The sequence below is a fragment of the Microcoleus sp. A2-C3 genome, assembly GCF_036706065.1.
Lineage (GTDB): Bacteria > Cyanobacteriota > Cyanobacteriia > Cyanobacteriales > Microcoleaceae > Microcoleus.
Genome location: NZ_JAUBVX010000035.1, coordinates 16,094 through 34,821 on the forward strand (window position 1 = coordinate 16,094; position 18,728 = coordinate 34,821).

Here is an 18,728-nt window from a genome sequence, read left to right on the forward strand (position 1 = left end):
AATATCCCCCCTCAATTTATGAACAATACCGACGACTAATTATTAGCAAGCAACTCCGGTCTATCTGTAGCACGAATTTAGAAATAAAACCTATAAAAATTGTAGTCCGCGATGGGATTAGTTGCGACTAAGAGCAACAGATAAAAATAGATATAGGGGGTCTGGTCTTGCAGATATGAGAGTAGAGATTGGAGAAAGTCCTTGGTGGTGGTAATTGTTTTTGGATCGTTAAAGTCGTGACGCGCACCCAGCAATCAACAAAAATTAGCCAGTGGCACAAACCGCTGACTGGATGCTTTATTCGATTGCAAAAGTTGGGAGTTTTGAACGGTGAATGAGAAGTTAAAAACTTGATAAGCTGTTGTGCATTTAAATTGTATATTTCGACGATCAATCAAAAATCTTCTCCCTCTCTCCCCCTCTCCCTCTCTCCCCCTCTCCCTCTCTCCCCCTCTTCCCCTCAATCACCATACACAATTGGGATGCAAAACAGCTTAGCTCCCTCGCCGGGGAGGGCTTGGAGATTTGGGAAGCAATCTCCAAAATCCCAACTATGTTTGGCGATCGCGCTCCTGCCATTCTTGATATTTTCTGGTTTCTGCTAAGGCTGGATTGATGCCAAACCAACGACCTTCTTGATCGCGGTATTCAAAGACAAACATACTGCGCAACAAAATTTGAGATTCTTCTTCGCCGGTTACACTTTGTCGCTTGACGACTTGAAACAGCAGTTCCCATTCCATGTCATTGATGGCTCCCAAAAGATCATCGCGATATTCTTGAATAACGCTTTCGAGGCATTCGCGAGAGAAGGGGGGGTCTTCGTGTTGCAAACAGCTATACAAAAGCATCAGTAGATTGCGAACATGACCACCGCTAATCCGGCAGAGCCTGTCTAAAGTTTCGGGAGAGTCAAAGACTTTGGAAATTAAATCGATGCGTTGAAGGGGAGTAACTGTGGGGAAAGCTCTAGCCAATACTAGCTGCCGCAGTAGTGCCATTCCTTCGATGTGATCGTCGCCCGATCGCATTTGCACCGGTACCATCGGCATCACCTTGGGTTTGACTCCAAAGCGACTGGCGAGACGGCCAAAGTCGTTGGAAAATATCAAAGTCAGGGGAATTGTGTAGACGACATGACAATTGAGTTTTTTCAACTGTTCGCCGCGGTCTAAAAATAGGTATTCTGGCTGGGTGCGTCCGCTGGGTTTGAGAGATGCGTCGAGGCGATCGAGGTTGTCAACGATGACTGCGAGACCTTTTTTGCCTTGTTGCTTGAGTTCGGCGTTAGCTCTGTCGAGGAGTTCTTCGTTGATCGACTGTAAGATGCTGTTGGTGCGGGGTTCGAGATATTGCCGAAGTTGCGATCGTAGTTTGGGAGAGTCTTTAGTTTTAGCAGTAACTCTAGCAATGCCTACAGATAACTCGGCTTCCGCTGACAAATCTATGGGAGTCTGCAAAAATTCTGCCACTTCTGCAAACAGATTGGTAAAATAGCTCGGTCTGAGTTTGATTTTGGCCGCTTCCATAGTTTCGCTAACTTGGCGGGCAATGCTGAGCAAAATATCGCTGATGTCTACATCGCCCATGTCTAAGTCTTGAGAAGACTCGAAGTAGACGACGCAAAAACCCTCTTGCTCTAGCTCAGCTTTGAGTCGAAACAATTCCGTAGATTTGCCACACCCGATATGTCCTGTAAATAGCTGACAAGTTGGCTCGTCGGGGGAGATGCGGGTGATGGTTCGCTGTAAAGATTCAATGATTTTGCCGCCCCGCACGGAACCAAAATCGATGTAGTATTGATAATCTCCAGGGTCTCCCGCAACAAGGGTCTTGCTCGGGTTGCAGGCTTTATAGAATCTGTCTAATTCGAGTGCGATCACAATTGAAGCCGAATAAAAGTTAAAAAAGTTAATCGAAAGTCTAAACTTTCTTGCCTTGAGTTTAGTTTGATTTGTCACCCTTTGCCCTGTGGGGTAATGCCCTAAATACCCAAAGAACCTTTATCTGCTAATCAACTTTCCCGACGCGGAAATTTGAAATTTTTAATTAAGAAATTTTAATTACCTAGCTGGATCAGTAATTTTACTGATCTTGGCAGGAGTCTGGGTAATTTTGCGGGGATCTGGTTAAATGGTAGGGAAGAAAGGGTCTGGGGTGTGCGAGATTAAACAGTTTTGAATTTGTGCTAATCCTTAATTATTAAATTGTCAAGAGGTAGATGGCTAGTTTTGGAGCGGTTTCTCAAACAGAGTTAGGGCGCAGACGTGAAGAGTTGCGGCGGCAGCGTCGTGCTCGATCGGCGGCTGTGCTGTGGCAAACAGTGGCAGCGAGCGCGATCGCTGGGGGTTTGCTGTGGTGGATTGCGCAGCCGGCTTGGTTGATTGTTCGATCGGAACAAGTGAAGGTGGAGGGCAATCAGTGGCTGTCGGACAAGGCGGTGCGCTCTTTGGTGCCGCTGTCTTACCCGCAGTCGCTGTGGGGAATTCAACCGCAGGCGCTGGCCGAAAAGCTGGAGTCAACGGGGCCGATCGCCAAAGCGAAGGTGACTCGCAACTTGTTTCCGCCTTCTTTGACTATAGAAGTGGCAGAACGGCTTCCTGTGGCGGTGGCGCAGCCGACTGCGGTGTTGAAATCTAGCGATAAGGAAAAGGTGGGGTGGCTGGATGCTCGCGGAGGTTGGATGCCGTCGGAGAGCTATACTGCTGCGGTGCGATCGCCCAATAGTTCGATCGGGCAAAGCAGCACTCAGGGAACGCAGCCTCAGCATTCTTTGCCAACTTTAAAAGTCATCGGGCCTTTGGAACAGTATCGCACCTCTTGGCCGAAGTTTTACCAAGGACTCAGCGGCTTGACAGTGAAAGTATTTGAGATAGATTGGCAAGACCCAAATAACTTGATCTTGAAAACAGAGATCGGTACGGTACACTTAGGGCCGTACAGTTCCAAGACGGCTTCGCAACTTCAGGTTTTAGACCGAATGCGACAATTGCCAAAACAGCTAGATTCAAGCCTCATATCCTACATTGACTTAAAAAATCCTGCTGCGCCGATCGTTCATTTACCAGAACCCCCGCCTAGTTTGGAGAGTTCAACTCCTGCACCAACTCCGGCCCCGAATTGAGCCTGTGTATTGGTTAAGGTAGAAGGTATCGTCGATCGGCGAGCAGAATTTTCACCTCTAGGCATCAATACGCAAGACTGGAAATCAAGACTGTTTTTTGATACCGATCCGCATCGGCAAAAAAAACATAATTTTTCGATCTATCCGATGCGTTAGGTGCTATAATTCATTTTTTTCATTTTGCCTTGCGTAGAAATGCCTTCTGCACAAGCACCTAGATGGGGTATGCAAGCTATGGGCGAGCAACATCGGCCAAATTCGAGATTGCTAACATTGAGCCTCGACCAGTGTTAGTTTTTCGCGCAACATAGCCTATAGTGATTGTGAATTGGCGTTTAGTTAACAAGCTGTAATCTAATATCCCCGACTCTAATGAATCTTAATAATAGTCAGGGGTCTGACCAAAACAGTCCCCCTTCGGAAGTGAAAAATTTTCCGGTGGCCCTCGATTCCGCCAATCCGTTTAGACGCAAGTCTGATTATGTAAATGTAGACAGTATTGATATCGATCCTATGGTCAATCCCAAAGACATAATGCCCAGCAGTGCCGCGAGAATCAAAGTAATTGGCGTCGGCGGGGGTGGCGGCAACGCCGTTAACCGGATGATTGCTAGCGAGGTTTCTGGCGTAGAGTTTTGGTGCGTGAATACAGATTCCCAAGCTCTGGTGCTCTCAAATGCTCCGAAACGCTTGCAAGTCGGACAAAAGTTGACGCGCGGTTTGGGTGCGGGGGGCAATCCGGCGATCGGACAAAAGGCTGCCGAAGAGTCTCGCGACGAAGTTGCTAATGCTTTGAATCACGCCGATTTGGTGTTTATCACAGCCGGCATGGGTGGCGGTACAGGCACGGGCGCGGCTCCGATTGTCGCGGAAGTGGCGAAGGAAATGGGCGCTTTGACTGTGGGCATAGTAACGCGGCCTTTCACCTTTGAGGGACGGCGGCGCACTAGCCAAGCTGAAGAAGGAATCGCCGCTTTGCAAAGCCGGGTGGATACGCTGATCGTGATTCCTAACGACAAGCTGCTGTCGGTGATTTCGGAACAAATGCCGGTTCAAGAGGCTTTCCGAGTTGCTGATGATATCCTGCGCCAAGGGGTTCAGGGTATTTCTGACATTATTACGATTCCCGGTTTGGTGAATGTTGACTTTGCTGACGTGCGGGCTGTAATGGCAGATGCGGGTTCGGCTTTGATGGGCATCGGCGTGGGATCTGGCAAGTCGCGGGCTAGGGAAGCTGCAATGCAGGCGATTTCTTCGCCTCTGCTTGAGGCTTCATCGATCGAGGGCGCTAGAGGTGTGGTGTTTAACATCACTGGTGGTACTGACATGACGCTGCATGAAGTAAACGCGGCGGCTGAGACGATTTACGAAGTTGTCGATCCGAATGCCAATATTATTTTTGGAGCGGTGATTGACGAGCGACTTCAGGGCGAAATTAAGATTACTGTGATCGCCACTGGTTTTTCGGGGGAAATGATCTCATCGTCTCAGGCTTCGCGGACACAAAATGTGAATGCTCCTTGGCGGGCTGCAACTGTTCCTGTGACTCCTGCTCAACAAACCCAGGATACGAAAACGAAACCGCCACAGGATTTCGGATTGGATATTCCTGAGTTTCTGCGCAACCGTCGCCCACCCAAATAATTTTAGATTTGAGATTTTGGATTGGGGATTAAGTCTAAAATCTCAAATCTTAAATCTCAAATCTCTAGGGTTTCTCCGGGTTCGGGTTCGAGGAGTTGGGTGGATAGCCCCGATTTTGCGAGTAAATCTCGAAATTCGGGGATGCTGCCGATCGACTTGACGAACATTGGTAAAATACCAGTGGCTCGGATATCTCCTGTGGTTGTAGGTACAAAAAACTTAGGTTTCAGGGTTTGGGCAAGTTTCAGGGCTTCTTGTGGGCCCATGATGATTTGTCCGAGGAAAGGGAAGATTTGACCGATGACGGGGGCGATGGCTACGTCTACGGTGTCTATTTTCTGTTTGACTTTAGCTAATGGTGGCAGATGCGGTTCGTAATAAAGCGTCTCGCCGCTGTTTAAATCTTTGAGTAAATAGCCGTTTTCTTCCTGTCCGGGCTGGATTTCGGCTCCGGGTACGGCGGTGATTTGTAATATTTCTTTAAATTTAGACTCTTGCCAATTTGCTAAAGTTATGATATTGGTGTAGCCTAAACTGCTGAGGACTTTGGCGGCGGTGGGGGAGGCGATCGCGGGAATTGTCCGATCAAGCTTTTCGAGTGTTGGTCTGTGACAGTGGTCGTCTAAGCCTTGGGAAATGAGTAAAAGGTCGATCGGCGGTAAGGTACTGGGAGTAAAGGCGACAGGCGTGTTGTGGTAGGCGGTAAACAGCCAGGGTTGACCGTAAAATACGAGGGGATCGACTAACCAGGGATCGACGAGGATGGTTTGGCCGGCGATGTGGAAAATCCAGGAGTTGAGGTCGATTCGGGTGAGTTTCATAGTTGTTTGCAATAATTCTTTACATTTAGTTTAATCATAGCTTGTGCCAAGATAGCCGCCGAATGGAATTCGGGTCTACACAAACAAAGTCCGCCTTCGCGGACTGGAAGATTCCGAAGAATAACTACGCCAGAGGAATGTTATATTCAGAATAATTGAATCATTAACAATGCAAGCTGGAACATGGAAATTAACCTGAATCCGCTCGAATTTATAACGCTCAAAGTACAAGAAACTGTTGCCGAGATCCAAAATTTAGATAACGAAATATCAGGTAAAGTTCAAGAAAATGCAACTGCTGTAACGGCTTGGCTACAATCAGCACCAAGTTCAATTGTTAGTGCTGGGACGATCGCCGCTCAAGAAGCTTTCAAAGTCTCGCACAACATCCGTTTTGAAAACTTGCCAAAAAATCTGCAATTCAAATTTGCTAGGGCGGGCGTGCGTGACGGAATGCGAAATGTTTTAGAAACCGCAAAAGTATTTGAATCCATCCCCGCCCAAATTCGCGCGCGAGGCCCGGAAGCAGTTCGCGAATTTTGTCAAGATAAAGATTGGAGTCACATTCAAGCCCGCGTCAATGGAGGGGGAAACGAAGCTGCTAACGGGATTTTTGAATATTTTTGGGTGAATCGCGCCCGTGGTGGTAAAGACATGACGGCGCAAGAATTAGCAGCCGCCAAGCAAGTTTTAACGGCTGCTGCTTTTAAGGCGGCGGTTGCTGAAATCGTTGGGGCAGTAGCAAAAGGGGCGATCGCAGCAGCAGTAATTGAATTAGTATTTTCGATCTTAGAAAACTCGCTGTTGTGTGTTGAAGGCAAAATTACTCAGTCCCAATTAATCGAACAAGTGGCTGCTGATACTGCTAAAGCTGGTATTGCTGGCGGTGCAATTACGGGAATTTTGTTAGCGCTTTGCATGATATTTCCTCCCATTGCAGGAGTTTTAGGCGCTGCTGCGGTGCCGTTGGCAGTTGCTGGTATTGGTTTTATGGGAATTCGTGCTTGGGAAATTTTTTGTCATGGCGATCGCCTATTTGGGATAACTGAACAAGCACAAAAATTTCTGGGATTGACTGAGCCGGTAATTGAAATAAAACCGTAACAATAAAATCTGATTTAGGATTTCTATGGGTTGTTAATTTTTGAGATCATTATGCCGGAAATCAAGAAATCAAGAATACCAGTTGCAATGACGATCGCCGGATCTGACAGCGGCGGCGGGGCCGGGATTCAGGCAGATTTGCGGACTTTTGCGTTTCACTGCGTGCATGGTACGAGTGCTCTGACTTGCGTGACGGCTCAAAATACTTTGGGGGTGATGCGGGTGGATGCAATGGCTGCGGAGGCTGTGGCGGCTCAAATTGAGGCGGTGGTTGGGGATATTGGGGTGGATGCTGTGAAGACTGGGATGCTGCTGAACCGGGAAATTATGGCGGTGGTGGCTTCGCAGGTGGAGAGTTTGAAGATGGGGAATTTGGTTGTAGATCCGGTGATGGTTTCTCGATCGGGCGATCGACTGATTGACGACGGGGCGATCGCATTTTTGCGAAATAATTTGATTCCTTTGGCGGCTGTCGTGACTCCGAATCGGTTTGAGGCTCAGATTTTGAGCGGTTTAGAGATTTTTTCTCTAGACGATATGATGGCGGCGGCGCAACAGATTTATCGATCGGGCGCAAAGGCTGTTTTGGTAAAAGGTGGCGGGATGGCGGGAGATTTGCGGGGGATGGATGTTTGGTTTGACGGTACGCGGTTAGAGACTTTGAAGGTTGAGACAGTTGATACTACGAATACTCACGGGACTGGTTGTACTTTGAGTGCTGCGATCTGCGCTAATCTAGCATTAGGTAAAGATTTGTTTACATCGGTGACATTGGCTAAAAATTATGTTACTAATGCTCTGAAATATGCTTTAGAGATTGGGGAAGGACAAGGCCCAGTAGGGCATTTTTTCCCGCTGTTACTCAAGTAAGAAGTTATTTGTTACTTGTTTGAGGCTGCGAATAATATCAAATCCGCGCTTCATCAGAATTATTCATCTCTCTCTTCTCTTCCTCTGTGTTCTCTGCGTACTCTGTGGTTAAATCATTCCGATCCAACCGGAATTGATATAACCAATAACATTAGTCAACCGCAAACAGTTAACAGCGAGTTAATTTCTTAATTTTTCAGGCGAAAGAGCGATCGCCACCAAATCTTCAATTTTCTTAATATTCGGATCGCCAGCTAAATAGCCAATACCTCGATGCAAGTGTAGGCGAAACTGCTTAGCTAGAGTTTCTTTTTCCGTACCCAAATTGTCTTGGTAACACCGCTGTGTGAGGGCAATTATTAGGATATCAGCCATGTCACCACCAAAGACATCCCAGGTTAATTCGACATTGCTGTCGCTGGGAATTGGCACTGGGGATGGTATGCTGGGCTCGGCGAGCGATCGGCAAAATCCCCACCTGCATAGAATATTCCATTGATCGATTTTAGTCGATCGTTTGAGTTTTGATAGTTGGTCTTTGCCTGTTTGGGAGAGGCGGATGCGATCGACTGGTGGTTCCATAGGTTGAGAGTTTTGGATTTATTGTAAACAGTGTTAATATTTGGAAGGCTGAACCTCTAAATTTACGTTTTCTGACCGAGTTGGAAAACGAAAGTTAACAAATTTTTACAGGGCGCGGGCTTGATTAATTTAGCGGTTTTTGGTATTCTAATTCTAATAAGATATATCCTAGTATAATGGGATGGCTGCAAAAATAAAATTTTCGCAACCATCCCATTATGATATAGATCATACCGCAGCTCCCAGGCAAAAGTCAAGGGGGTTGCGGAAAATTTTGGCGCGATTTTTTAGTCCCAGAAATAGCCGGGTTCGACGGTGGTTTGCCGTTTGGCTGAGTCGTATTTCAGCAGGTAGCTGTGGGCGATCGCCTCTAATTCTTGCAGCTTATCATATTCTACTTTGCTAATCTCCGTGTCGGTAGAAAGCAGGATTACTTGGTGGCTGGCTGAGGGAAAATACCGTTCGACTAGGTTGTTTCTGTGGGATGAGTCGAGGCGGCCCAGGGGAGTGTCGATCGCCACTGGTAATTCTCTCCCTGATACTCTGGCTAATCCCCACAAAAAGGCGATCGCCAATAATTGTTTTTCGCCGGCAGAAAGTCTGTGTTTGGGTACTTGTTTCCCTTCGGAATCGTAAATGGAGAGGCTAAATGTTTGAGTGTCGATCGCAACTCTATGCACCAGGTCGGTTTTGTGCAACAGGTAGCGAAAACAGTCGGTAATTTGCATTTCGAGTTTGTTGAGTTTTTTGAGGGTAAGTTTTTCTTTAAATAGTTTGAGGGTTGCTTGGGCTTTGGCGATGGAAGTGATGACGTGTTGGCTGTTTCTGATGGTGATGTATTCGCTACTGTAGCTTTCTAGTTCTTTCTGGGTTTTGGCTAATTCTTTGTCTAATTCGTCGATTCGGCGATCGGTTGCTTCCAAGGCTGCGGCTGCGATTGCGACTGCTTTTTGAGCATTCCTGACCTCGGATTCTAGTTTCTCGTAGGCTTCGGGGGAAGCTGCGCCAGCGAGTTGTCTGTCTGTGAAGTCGATTTCTGTTTCGATGTTGGTGATTTCTGCTATTTGTTCGACTGCTAGAGTTTGCTGGGCTGGTATTTGGTATCCCAGCAGGTTTTCTAGTTGCTGGATGTTGTTGTGATCGGCGTTAATCCAGGGCGGGGTTTCGGTTCCGGCTTGCTGTTCAAGTTCTCGATCTTCTTGGCGGATGAAGTCTTGAATTTTATCTAGCTGTTGGGCATTTAATGAGATTTCGGCGATATAGTTGAGGAGGCGATCGCTTCTTTGTTTGACAACATTTTGGGCAATCTTTGCTTGCTGCTGGCTGGCCTCGGTTTCTGCTTGGGTTTTCGCAGCGCTTAGCAAGGGTGAAATAAGCGCTAGTGGCAGCATATTTGATGCTAGTTCCATCATTGATTGACGGGTTTTGTCTGCCTGATTTCTGTAGTCGTTTAGCTGTCTGTCTAGTTGACTGCGATCGGCCGCAATTTTCCCGCCTTGATAAATAAATTTGTCTGATGCTTGTCGCTGATTTGTTTCAGCTTTATCGAATTCATTTTTAAGGCTACCTCGTTTTTCCATCGCCAATTCTTTCTGATCAGTAATTTCCTGAAAAGTTTGTTCAATTTTTTCTAAAGCTGCCAAGTCTGTTTTGCCAGCAATTTCTTTGCGCTTGCGACCGGCTAATATTTCTAAATCGACGGCGAGGCGTTCTGCTAATTCTAAACCCAACAAAGATTTAATCGCGCCGACGACAAACTCCGGTGGTGTTTCGAGTTCTGCGAGTTCTTTTACTTGTTCACCATCAAACAGGAATAGGTTGGATATTCCGACTGGTAGCAGGGTTTCGATGTATTCGTCCCAGGTGTTAGTAATTGCTTTGTCTGACCACCAATCGCTGACAATATCGCTGTATATGAGAATGCTTAAGGTATCTTTGATTTCTGGTTTCTTCCAGTATCTAACTATTTTAAATTGACTTAATTTGTCGTCTTGGACTTGTTCAAAGGTTAGTTCGACGCGGGTTTCTTCTAATGGGGGAGTATGACGGTTGATGGATTGATTGAGGAAGTCGCTGTAGCTTAAATTGCCTCTGGTGGAACATTGGGCGCGGCCGCCGTAGAGGGCGAGGCGAATGGCGTCTAGGAGGGTGGTTTTGCCGCCGCCGTTCATGCCACCAAATAGGATGACTGGGCAGGGATTTCCGTCTTTTTCGGGGCGGAGATTGATGGTTTGGGTGCCTGCGTAGGGGCCGAAGTTTTTGAGGACGAGTTCGAGGAATTGCATTGTAGATGTTGTCGATGGTTGCTGATTAGTTTGGTAGGTGCGTCAGTGATTAGGCTATCAATTAGGTATAGAATGATGCTGGCTGACGCACGCTACGCAGGGGAAGTTTTGATTTAACAGATTTAATCTTTGGTATTTCCTTCTCCTACCTCTGGAGTAGAATATTTGATATCGGCCCAAGATAGCTGCTTACTTTGACTGCTGCTTTCAAGTTCTTCTTTGAGTTTGGCAATATCAACGGTATCGTTTTTTGCAGAACTGTTGGTTTGGGCGATCGCACTTTTGACTTGCTGAATGTTCTCAGTCGGATTTGCTTTAACAGCTTCCACCGCTGTTTTTAAGTTGCGTTGATAGTGGGCGTTACCAATGGCTTCATCCTGCGATCGCGAACTGGTTTCAAAACACTTGTCCAAATCCGCATAAATGCCTGTACGGCGGGGTTTTGTGTAGTATTGGCGTTCTGTGTCGAGGAGTTTTGCCATCAATTCCAGGTGCATTTCGTCCTCGCTGCAAATTTCTTCGATCGCAGTCCATTCGTCGCTACCTAGGAGTTTCCTTTCGGCGGCGGGACGGGAATCTTCAAACCGTTCGCCCGTGACTTCTTCATAAATCCGGGGTAAACTATCGTCAAATTCGTGCTTTTGTTCCAACCAAATGCGGCGGATTTCGCTAAGTTCTTCCGGGGTAATTAAGGTGATGTCGCGCATTTCTTCTGGTGCGGTTTTGCGGATGTGGGTTTGTGCTTCCAAGACTCGCCTCAGCCAGTGTTCTCGCCAGAATTTGGTGTAGGGGCCTGGGATGGGTTCGACGGAGGTTTTGTCGTCGCCCATGTTGCGTTCAAACAGTTCTACTCTACCGTAGATGCGGCGGAAGTCTCTTTTTGGGCGATCGTTTTTAATGTCTAATTCGTTGCGAATATCGAGGAGAGGCTGCATCCATTCTTTTTCTTCATCATTTTGAATCATTGCCTCCATAGATTTATCTTTGTCAACCATTGTACACACCCAGCAGCCAAAGCGAGAATCGCCACAACTAGGTGTAGAAGTATCGACAACTAAAGGACATTCATTGTCTGCTGTAGCACCTCTATACATGGTAAATAATTCTTTATTGTTATTTCCCCAAGGGTTGTCCCACTGCATTAGGTACAGCCAAACTTCATCATCACGCCAATCTTCAATAGGGGTATAAATTAAAGAGTTAGGTAAACGAGAATTAGGACTGAGCCGATCGCGCAATCTACCTGCTTCATACTTTTTCATTGTTGCTGCACGTTTAGTGCTTTCAGCCTTGCGAGTACCCAAAACCACAATAGTTTCACCATGTACTCGAACCAAGTCTCGGATAAATTGATTTACAGGCTGAATTTTCATCCTATCTGTGCACCACCGAAATCCATTACGAGGTGCTGGATAGCCTTTACCAATCAAGCATACCCAGAATGTTTCTTTCACCTCTGGATGCAGCAGATGCGGAGAAATAGGCATTTTTTGCTCTTTAGCAAGTATCTTGAGCTTCGTTAAAGATTTACGTACCCAAGTCGAAATAATCGGATTTTCAACGAAAGTATCAGTTGTGATCACATGGATAGTTTTTGTACGTTTTTCTATCGGAAGTGCTGCTATCGCGTTCCAAATAAGCTGTAATACTGCGGTGCTATCTTTCCCGCCACTCCAACCGATTAACCAAGGTATAGAGTCTAAGCAGTATAATTCTTGAATTTCTTGAGTGAGCGCTTTTATCTCTTCGAGTAACTCTGGAACAGTTCGCGGTTCAAATAATAACATCTGTTGAACTTCTATCACGTTATAAAACTCCTATCTTGCTAATTTTTAATTTTTATGATACAATATGCTTGCTAGCATACTGATCCATGTGTCTATTGTTATTTGCCCTTTTCACAATAGCATCCCTGGTTCACGTACCGTCAAAAAGTTATAATAATTAAATAAATTTTTCCCCGCATTATGCCAGAAAACAATTACCCAGAGACAGATTCGAGCCAGAAACTTGACGAAGTTCTAGAGCCTTACTTTGCCAAGTACCACCGTCAGAAGTGCTATCCAGGGCTAATGTTTCAGCAGGGGAAGCGGAAGATGGTGCAAATCAATATCCCGGCTGATGACTTGCCTACTCTCCTCCAGGCAAGACCATCAACTGGCAACGATCCTGATTCGGGTAAAAATCGCCCAGAGATAAAGGGTCATGCTGAGGAAGTAAAACAATATATTCTTAAGCGTGCTAGAAACGATCAACCCTGGATTTTGGGTACACTGACAGCAAATATCGATCCTGAAAAAATTGACATTATAGAACTAGGTCGAGGGATTTGTCTAGTAGTTATTCATCGTGGTGTTAAGTTAGATATTACTGATGGACAGCATCGCAAGCGCGCGATTCACGAGTTAATTGAAAGTGGTGACGGTGAGTTAATAGGTGATAATGATTTCCCTATTACGCTGGTTTTAGAGGAAGATTTTAACCAGTGTCAGGCGGATTTCCGAGATATGGCGCAGACCAAACAACTGGATAAATCATTGCTTTTATCATTCGGTGAGTTTGAAGGTAGGGTTGGTATTACCAAGAGCTTACTTGAAAAAGTGCCAATGTTTCATGGAAAAACAGATAAAATCAAAACTAATCCAGACAGTAAAAGGAAACTTATATACACAACTAATTTCATAGCTAAATTGGTGAGTTGCGCGTTTAGTGACGGCCCAATTGATGAACTCAAAGATTATGACGTTGCCGAATCATCAAATATCTTGGCGATATGTCTTAACAATTTGTTTTCAGAATGTAGTCAGACTAGACATATTTTTGAAACCAGTGTTGAAGATTTGAGTGTTGAAGATGTTAATCAGTTTAAGGAATACTGTGTCTTAGGTAGAAGTGTAGGGCTAGAAGTTTTAGGTAGGTTGCTATACTGTACCTATGACACAGATAGCAGCCAAGATTTTGATCATAAAAAAGTATCTGAATTGGCACAACTTGATTGGTCTAGAAAAAGCCATATTTGGGAGGGAAATGTTGTTTTATCTAACTCCAACCCTAATAATCCAAGAGCATCCTATAAAATAACAGCAAGTGCTAGTGCTGTAAAAATGGCAGTCGAGGCAGCAAAAGCCGAGTTAGGATGGATTTAACAAATATTATCCGCGTGCACCTCCGGTTTCCAAGCCCAACCGCTTTTTCAAATAATCAGTCATCCAATTAACACTCGCCCTCGATTTAGAAATTCCCCCTTTCACCAAAAATCCTCCCTCCCAATTAGGATTAGAAATCGACCAATCAACCTGCTGCAAAAGACTCAAGTGTTCCTCCCAACTATCAGGAAAAACGGACAGCAAAACAGCCCCAACTTCTCCCAAACTCTCCAGTACAACAATGTTACAGTGCACAGAATCCCGGCGGATTTCCCCCGCCCCAACTTGCTTGTGCAGAACTAATTGCCAATCAGGAATGAAATTGCTAACCGCATTCCAATATCTAATCGCTAGTTGTATTTGGTGAGTAAGTTCTGCCTCTTTTTCCTGTTTTGTGGCGCGGTAACGAGAGGGTTTCGCGTGTTCGCTGCCGTGCATATTACATAGCAAAGCCATCATAGCGCGATCGATCGCACTTAGCGTAAACAATTTGGGCGATCGCCCATTCAGACTTCCCTTCTCCATCTCCGTCAAACACCGGAACACCTCAACCTGCTTAACAACCGCTTTTAGCACCAAAGCCGAATCGCCCCGGTGATTGAAAAGTACCCTTAGCGACGACTCCAAAGGAACTTGAAAATTGTTCAGATCGGAAAACTTTTGCTGCGAATTTTCCAACCCAATATCCAGAAACAAAATCAGCGCCACCGTCTCGTATCCCAACTGCGGATTTTCCCTCAAAGCCATCTCAAAAGCAGCCCTGCGATGCTGTCCGTCATTAATCGTAAACTTAGCATCCATCGGCACTCGCAAGCGACCGATTTTGCGTTCCTCCGCCTCATTTCCCACCGCTTCAAAAGTAATATCCGCATCAATCGAAGCGGCGATTGCCCCACAAGTGTAATTTCCCGAATTCTTGACAAAATAATCAGCAATTTCGGGAATTCTAGCATGATTAAGCGCGCGTTTCGCCCGCAGAGACGGCGGCAATTCTTCAGAATCTAAGGGAAACAATTTCGGCAAAAAACGCACCGGACACATGGATACGTAATATTCGCGGCCCGCTTGAATTCCCCGGATCACGGGCAAAATGTATTCAAAGGAAGGAGTAGACATATTTTAGAATTGGGAATAGGGCATTGGGAATGGGGCATCGGGCATCGGGCATCGGGCATCGGGAATGGGAATTAACATTTATTGACTTTTTGTCTGACTTGTGGTATTTGTCCGGGTTATAGCAAGATAAATCAAGTATTTCACAAATATTTTTAAAAAACAAGAGTTGACATCAATTTTAACTTATGATATTTTTGAAAAAATAGCCTAATTATATAAAAACTGCCAATGACTACCAACCCAGCGGCTGACCTCGCTAGCCAATTTTTGGAAAAAGAAAATCGCGAAAGACAGGAAATCGCACTCTTATTAGACAATTATTTAGGAAAGGACGATCGCATTTTCGTACAAAAAACCCAGATGGGAAACACCGAAGCCTACATCGGTTCTGTCACCCTAGAATGGTTAGATTCCCGCGTCCGTTTCGCCTCACAAATGCCGCTTTTCCGCCAAAAATTCGACCTCCAAACGAACAACATCGTCCGCGACGACGAAACCATTGACGAAATTATCCAGCGTCCCTTAGATTGGTCGCGCCAAGCCGCCCTCACTCAATATTTAGCCGCCCGAAAATCGCACAAATTCCCCGCAGTTTTAGTAGTCGTCAGTCCCCCCTGGGTAGACAATCCTCACGCGGAAGAATGGGATGAAAACGGCGTAGCAACTAAATCCGCCGCTGAATTTATATCCTTTGATAAAAACGGGAATTTAGGGCTGTTGGATGTTTCTCAAAAAGTCTCAATTTTTGCCTTAGACGGCCAGCATCGGCTGATGGGAGTTCAAGGTTTAATGAGTTTAATTAAAACCGGAATCCTGCAAAGATACAACAAAAATAAAAAACCTGTCGGCGCTGCAATTACTCTCGAAGATTTAGCGGAAGAGTATCAAATTGACCCCGAAACAGTGTATAAATTAGCTCACGAAAAAATCGGGATTGAGTTTATTCCGGCGGCTGTGGCGGGGGAAACTCGGCAGCAAGCACAACGGCGCGTGCGATCGATCTTTGTGCACGTTAACCTCATGGCGGTAACGCTGAGTCAGGGACAACTAGCATTATTGAACGAAGATAACGGATTTGCGATTTGCGCCCGCAAAATTGCCGTCACCCATCCCTTATTAAAAGAACAAGAAGATAGAAATCCCCGCGTCAATTGGGACAGCGCCACAGTCGCAGCAAAATCAACGGTGTTAACCACATTGCAAGCGCTGCAAGATATGTCGGAACGGTATTTAGAATACAAATTCCCCCATTGGAAGCCAGAAAAAAAAGGTTTAATTCCCATGCGTCCAGAAGATGAGGAACTGAAAGAGGGAATAGAAGAGTTTAATAAATTGTTCGATAATTTAGCAACTTTGCCCAGCTATCAAAGAATTGAAAGCGGCGAAGAAACAGCCGAATTGCGCCGATTTAGTTTTGAAAAGCCGGGGGGCGAGGGAAATATTTTGTTTCGTCCAGTCGGTCAAATTGCTTTAGCTAATGCTTTGGGAATTCTAGTATTTAGAAAGAAATTTTCGCTGAAATCTATTTTCGACAAACTCCGCAGGTACGATGTGGATGAAGGATTTAGCCACATGGACAATCCTGAGTCTGCGTGGTACGGGATTTTGTACGATCCGAACAAAAAGCGAATGCTAGTTTCTGGAAGGGATTTAGCCGCGAAGTTAATTGTATATTTGGTCGCGGGAATTAACGATGATATGGATCGGGCTCATTTGCGGCAAGCGGTGGCCCAAGCGAGGACTTTTGAGGATAAAGCTGTTAGTTTTAATAGCAGGTTTGTGCATCCAAAAGAGGTGGGATTGCCGCCAGTTCTTACTTAGATAATGTCAAGATAGTATGCAACTGCTTGCAATTCAAGGCTATTGTTAGATAGCTAACTGCTACCATTTCTTGCAGCTTCTAACTTTTGCCGAATTGCGGCTTGAACTTTCTGATCAAAATCAGGATCGCCGGGACTTTCAATAATCCTCAGCGGATGCTGATTGATTCTGTCTAAGTACGCTTGAAATGCGGCTCTATCTCCTCGATGTCTAAGAAAATACATTTTCAATTCAGCATTCAACATTGCGTTAGAGTTAACTTGGCTCATCCGCAAACTCTCCTTTATTTTAACAAAATAAGTTCTGCTCCCACGGGCAAATGATCGGACTCGGTGGCCTCCAAAACCGAACTCGATTTAGCACCCCAATGCTTTGAATACCAAATATAATCAATCCGACAAACGGGATAATTTAATCTCAAATTCGAGGTTTTCAACAAGAACTTAAGTTCCCAACCGTGAGGCCAAGTAAAACCAAACCCAAACCCCGATTTTCGGAAAGAATCTTGCATAACTTTCTGCACATTATAGTAGTCTTGAGTTTCGTCTGTCATGTTAAAGTCGCCCGCGACAATTACGGGTAGAGTTTCTTGCTCAACTCGCTGGACTAAATCTTGAATTTCCGGCCCTCGTTGTCCATATTTGTAAACTGGAATTTTGAGAAAAGGCAAGATGTTATATCTCTTAAACCACGGCCCGGTAGCTTGCATATTATAAATCACTACTTCTTGTTCGTTAAATTTAATAATTGCTCGCTGCTGCGTTTCTGCATGACCGGCTAAGTGCAGTATTTCGCTGGAGACAATGGGATATTTACTGAGAATTCCTACCGGAGGAATCCCAATTTGATATGGGTAGTCTATTTTTAACCATGCGAAAGCTCTTTCGGTATGCTTTTTAACGATTTCTTGTAAAAAGATAATATCGGGTTTTTCGCGTTCAATTAGTTTAAATAAAGTTGGTGATTGTGTTGTATACCAGCCGACGTTATGGGATAATATTTTGAGGTGGGGTTGGGAATTTGTGATGTTGATTGGTGAGGGGGAAAAGTATTTTATGTGCAGCCAACTTATGAGGAGAATGCAGGATATCGCAGAAATAATCGAGAACCATCTTTTTTTGATAATTGAGAATCCGACGATGGGAAGTAGGAAAATTGGAAATAAAATTAATGGCAGAAAAGTGCTAATTAAAGCAATAATTGATATTCGCTCCCAAAAGATGAGTCTGAGCAGGAAATAGCAGATAATAAATAGTGAGTAGCTGTAAGTGAGAATTGTTACAGATTTTAGGAAAACTCTTTTGATGATATCTGTTATTTTGTGCTGCATTGGAAATTTATTAAAATAAGAACTTGCTTAAGTCGAATTCTTCGTTTGACTCATGTTTATTGTCCCTTTCGGAGATTAAAAACAACAAAAGGCGATCGGTATAATCAGCGGCACCCCGAAACTCTTCTCGCAAAATTTCCAGGCCGCCATTAGCATATTCTTCAAAAATTTGCAAGCGTTCTGCTTCCGATTTTTGATCAAGATGGGAGAGAATTTGAGGATTTTTGGTTTCGGCGATCGCAATTAACTTAATCGCCATATCATAACCCCTTGATACAAAAATATCAACATCAATCGCACCGGGTTCTCGCTTGGAAATTTCCCCCAAGGGCGATCGCTTTTTCCGCTTATTTCCCAAGGATGCAGCAAACACAATCACATCGGCGTAAGTCTGAAAAGGGCCGGAGTTGTTATCCGATAAAGTTAAGGATTTAACTAAATCAGCTTTGTCTTTAGCAATTCTAATTTTGTTAGCAGCCATTGGGATTAATATGTAATTTTTAATTTTATAGAACAACCGCAGATGTGAAGCAGATTAACACAGATTAACGCCGATAATTTTCAGAATGTCCGTAATAACATAATTTTTTGGGCAAAACTTCCTCTGACTTCCCGGCGCTTGGTTTTTTCGGCTAAAAGTCGATCGCCCGAAACGCCAAAACTCAGCATCAGCGCATCCATCACCTCAGACAAATCAGCCAATTCCGCCACCAAATCATCCTCATCAGCCGCCGCAGCTTCTGTCGCTTCCTCAATCAATTTCTGGCGCAAAGCTTGACGGTATTCGCGATCGGACAAAACGACAAACTCGCATTCATTCCCACTTTCGCGAATAATTTCAGGAATGCGATCGCGCACTAACTTATGATACTCTTTTTCCATATC

16 protein-coding genes are annotated in these 18,728 nt (G+C 45.0%); 6 read left to right on the forward strand and 10 right to left on the reverse strand.

The genetic code is table 11. The annotated features are described in order from the left end of the window. Positions 1-551: 551 nt before the first annotated feature. On the reverse strand, positions 552-1,883 hold the full coding sequence (locus QUB66_RS19240) for an ATP-binding protein (protein ID WP_332969304.1): 1,332 nt from the start codon (positions 1,881-1,883) through the stop codon (positions 552-554). Positions 1,884-2,221: 338 nt separating this feature from the next. Between QUB66_RS19240 and QUB66_RS19245 the strand changes: the two genes are divergently transcribed. Further along, the gene (locus QUB66_RS19245) at positions 2,222-3,124 is read left to right on the forward strand and encodes a cell division protein FtsQ/DivIB (protein ID WP_332969288.1); all 903 of its coding nucleotides are present in this window, start codon (positions 2,222-2,224) and stop codon (positions 3,122-3,124) included. Positions 3,125-3,496: 372 nt separating this feature from the next. Further along, on the forward strand, positions 3,497-4,768 hold the full coding sequence (gene ftsZ, locus QUB66_RS19250) for a cell division protein FtsZ (RefSeq protein WP_265239091.1): 1,272 nt from the start codon (positions 3,497-3,499) through the stop codon (positions 4,766-4,768). Positions 4,769-4,824: 56 nt separating this feature from the next. Here the strand turns inward: ftsZ and QUB66_RS19255 are convergent, their stop codons facing one another. Further along, positions 4,825-5,589, reverse strand: coding sequence for an MBL fold metallo-hydrolase (locus tag QUB66_RS19255; RefSeq protein WP_265239092.1), 765 nt, complete (start codon positions 5,587-5,589; stop codon positions 4,825-4,827). A gap of 183 nt (positions 5,590-5,772) precedes the next feature. Between QUB66_RS19255 and QUB66_RS19260 the strand changes: the two genes are divergently transcribed. Together QUB66_RS19260 and thiD are read left to right on the forward strand one after the other, a co-directional pair. Further along, positions 5,773-6,693, forward strand: a complete 921-nt coding sequence (locus QUB66_RS19260) for a hypothetical protein (RefSeq protein WP_332969286.1) — start codon at positions 5,773-5,775, stop codon at positions 6,691-6,693. Positions 6,694-6,744: 51 nt separating this feature from the next. Next, entirely contained in the window at positions 6,745-7,563 is an 819-nt protein-coding gene (gene thiD, locus QUB66_RS19265; protein WP_332969285.1) for a bifunctional hydroxymethylpyrimidine kinase/phosphomethylpyrimidine kinase, read from the forward strand. 180 nt (positions 7,564-7,743) lie between these two features. Here thiD and dndE read toward each other — a convergent pair whose 3' ends face one another. From dndE to dndC, 3 genes are all read right to left on the reverse strand, one after another. Next, positions 7,744-8,145 (reverse strand): DNA sulfur modification protein DndE, encoded by a 402-nt coding sequence (dndE, locus tag QUB66_RS19270; RefSeq protein ID WP_265234350.1) that lies wholly within the window; start codon positions 8,143-8,145, stop codon positions 7,744-7,746. 287 nt (positions 8,146-8,432) lie between these two features. After that, a complete protein-coding gene (gene dndD / locus QUB66_RS19275; protein ID WP_265234349.1) occupies positions 8,433-10,430 on the reverse strand; it encodes a DNA sulfur modification protein DndD in 1,998 nt (665 codons plus the stop codon). Between the two features lie 122 nt (positions 10,431-10,552). Then, positions 10,553-12,217, reverse strand: a complete 1,665-nt coding sequence (gene dndC, locus QUB66_RS19280) for a DNA phosphorothioation system sulfurtransferase DndC (RefSeq protein ID WP_332969284.1) — start codon at positions 12,215-12,217, stop codon at positions 10,553-10,555. A gap of 180 nt (positions 12,218-12,397) precedes the next feature. On the opposite strand from dndC, the gene QUB66_RS19285 reads away from it, so the two are divergent. Then, complete coding sequence (locus QUB66_RS19285) at positions 12,398-13,576, forward strand: DNA sulfur modification protein DndB (protein WP_265234347.1); 1,179 nt, start codon at positions 12,398-12,400, stop codon at positions 13,574-13,576. Positions 13,577-13,582: 6 nt separating this feature from the next. On the opposite strand, the gene dndB is transcribed toward QUB66_RS19285, so the two are convergent. Next, complete coding sequence (gene dndB / locus QUB66_RS19290) at positions 13,583-14,692, reverse strand: DNA sulfur modification protein DndB (RefSeq protein WP_265234346.1); 1,110 nt, start codon at positions 14,690-14,692, stop codon at positions 13,583-13,585. A 228-nt stretch (positions 14,693-14,920) separates the two neighbouring features. Here dndB and QUB66_RS19295 point away from each other — a divergent pair, with 228 nt between their 5' ends. Continuing rightward, complete coding sequence (locus QUB66_RS19295) at positions 14,921-16,513, forward strand: DGQHR domain-containing protein (protein WP_265234345.1); 1,593 nt, start codon at positions 14,921-14,923, stop codon at positions 16,511-16,513. A 53-nt stretch (positions 16,514-16,566) separates the two neighbouring features. Here the strand turns inward: QUB66_RS19295 and QUB66_RS19300 are convergent, their stop codons facing one another. From QUB66_RS19300 to QUB66_RS19315, 4 genes are all read right to left on the reverse strand, one after another. Beyond that, the gene (locus tag QUB66_RS19300) at positions 16,567-16,782 is read right to left on the reverse strand and encodes a DUF6887 family protein (RefSeq protein WP_265234344.1); all 216 of its coding nucleotides are present in this window, start codon (positions 16,780-16,782) and stop codon (positions 16,567-16,569) included. A gap of 14 nt (positions 16,783-16,796) precedes the next feature. Continuing rightward, entirely contained in the window at positions 16,797-17,843 is a 1,047-nt protein-coding gene (locus QUB66_RS19305) for an endonuclease/exonuclease/phosphatase family protein (protein WP_265234343.1), read from the reverse strand. Between the two features lie 10 nt (positions 17,844-17,853). Next, complete coding sequence (locus QUB66_RS19310) at positions 17,854-18,324, reverse strand: DNA phosphorothioation-associated protein 4 (RefSeq protein WP_265234342.1); 471 nt, start codon at positions 18,322-18,324, stop codon at positions 17,854-17,856. 80 nt (positions 18,325-18,404) lie between these two features. Continuing rightward, on the reverse strand, positions 18,405-18,725 hold the full coding sequence (locus QUB66_RS19315) for a nucleoside triphosphate pyrophosphohydrolase (RefSeq protein ID WP_332969283.1): 321 nt from the start codon (positions 18,723-18,725) through the stop codon (positions 18,405-18,407). Between the last annotated feature and the right edge of the window lie 3 nt (positions 18,726-18,728).

Coding starts and splice junctions, on each gene's coding strand:
- QUB66_RS19245 (WP_332969288.1), top strand. CDS start 2,222: ATGGCTAGTTTTGGAGCGGTTTCTCAAACAGAGTTAGGGCGCAGACGT.
- QUB66_RS19305 (WP_265234343.1), bottom strand. CDS start 17,843: ATGCAGCACAAAATAACAGATATCATCAAAAGAGTTTTCCTAAAATCT.
- QUB66_RS19310 (WP_265234342.1), bottom strand. CDS start 18,324: ATGGCTGCTAACAAAATTAGAATTGCTAAAGACAAAGCTGATTTAGTT.
- dndD (WP_265234349.1), bottom strand. CDS start 10,430: ATGCAATTCCTCGAACTCGTCCTCAAAAACTTCGGCCCCTACGCAGGC.
- dndB (WP_265234346.1), bottom strand. CDS start 14,692: ATGTCTACTCCTTCCTTTGAATACATTTTGCCCGTGATCCGGGGAATT.
- QUB66_RS19285 (WP_265234347.1), top strand. CDS start 12,398: ATGCCAGAAAACAATTACCCAGAGACAGATTCGAGCCAGAAACTTGAC.
- dndE (WP_265234350.1), bottom strand. CDS start 8,145: ATGGAACCACCAGTCGATCGCATCCGCCTCTCCCAAACAGGCAAAGAC.
- QUB66_RS19300 (WP_265234344.1), bottom strand. CDS start 16,782: ATGAGCCAAGTTAACTCTAACGCAATGTTGAATGCTGAATTGAAAATG.
- thiD (WP_332969285.1), top strand. CDS start 6,745: ATGCCGGAAATCAAGAAATCAAGAATACCAGTTGCAATGACGATCGCC.
- QUB66_RS19255 (WP_265239092.1), bottom strand. CDS start 5,589: ATGAAACTCACCCGAATCGACCTCAACTCCTGGATTTTCCACATCGCC.
- QUB66_RS19295 (WP_265234345.1), top strand. CDS start 14,921: ATGACTACCAACCCAGCGGCTGACCTCGCTAGCCAATTTTTGGAAAAA.
- QUB66_RS19315 (WP_332969283.1), bottom strand. CDS start 18,725: ATGGAAAAAGAGTATCATAAGTTAGTGCGCGATCGCATTCCTGAAATT.
- QUB66_RS19260 (WP_332969286.1), top strand. CDS start 5,773: ATGGAAATTAACCTGAATCCGCTCGAATTTATAACGCTCAAAGTACAA.
- ftsZ (WP_265239091.1), top strand. CDS start 3,497: ATGAATCTTAATAATAGTCAGGGGTCTGACCAAAACAGTCCCCCTTCG.
- dndC (WP_332969284.1), bottom strand. CDS start 12,217: ATGTTATTATTTGAACCGCGAACTGTTCCAGAGTTACTCGAAGAGATA.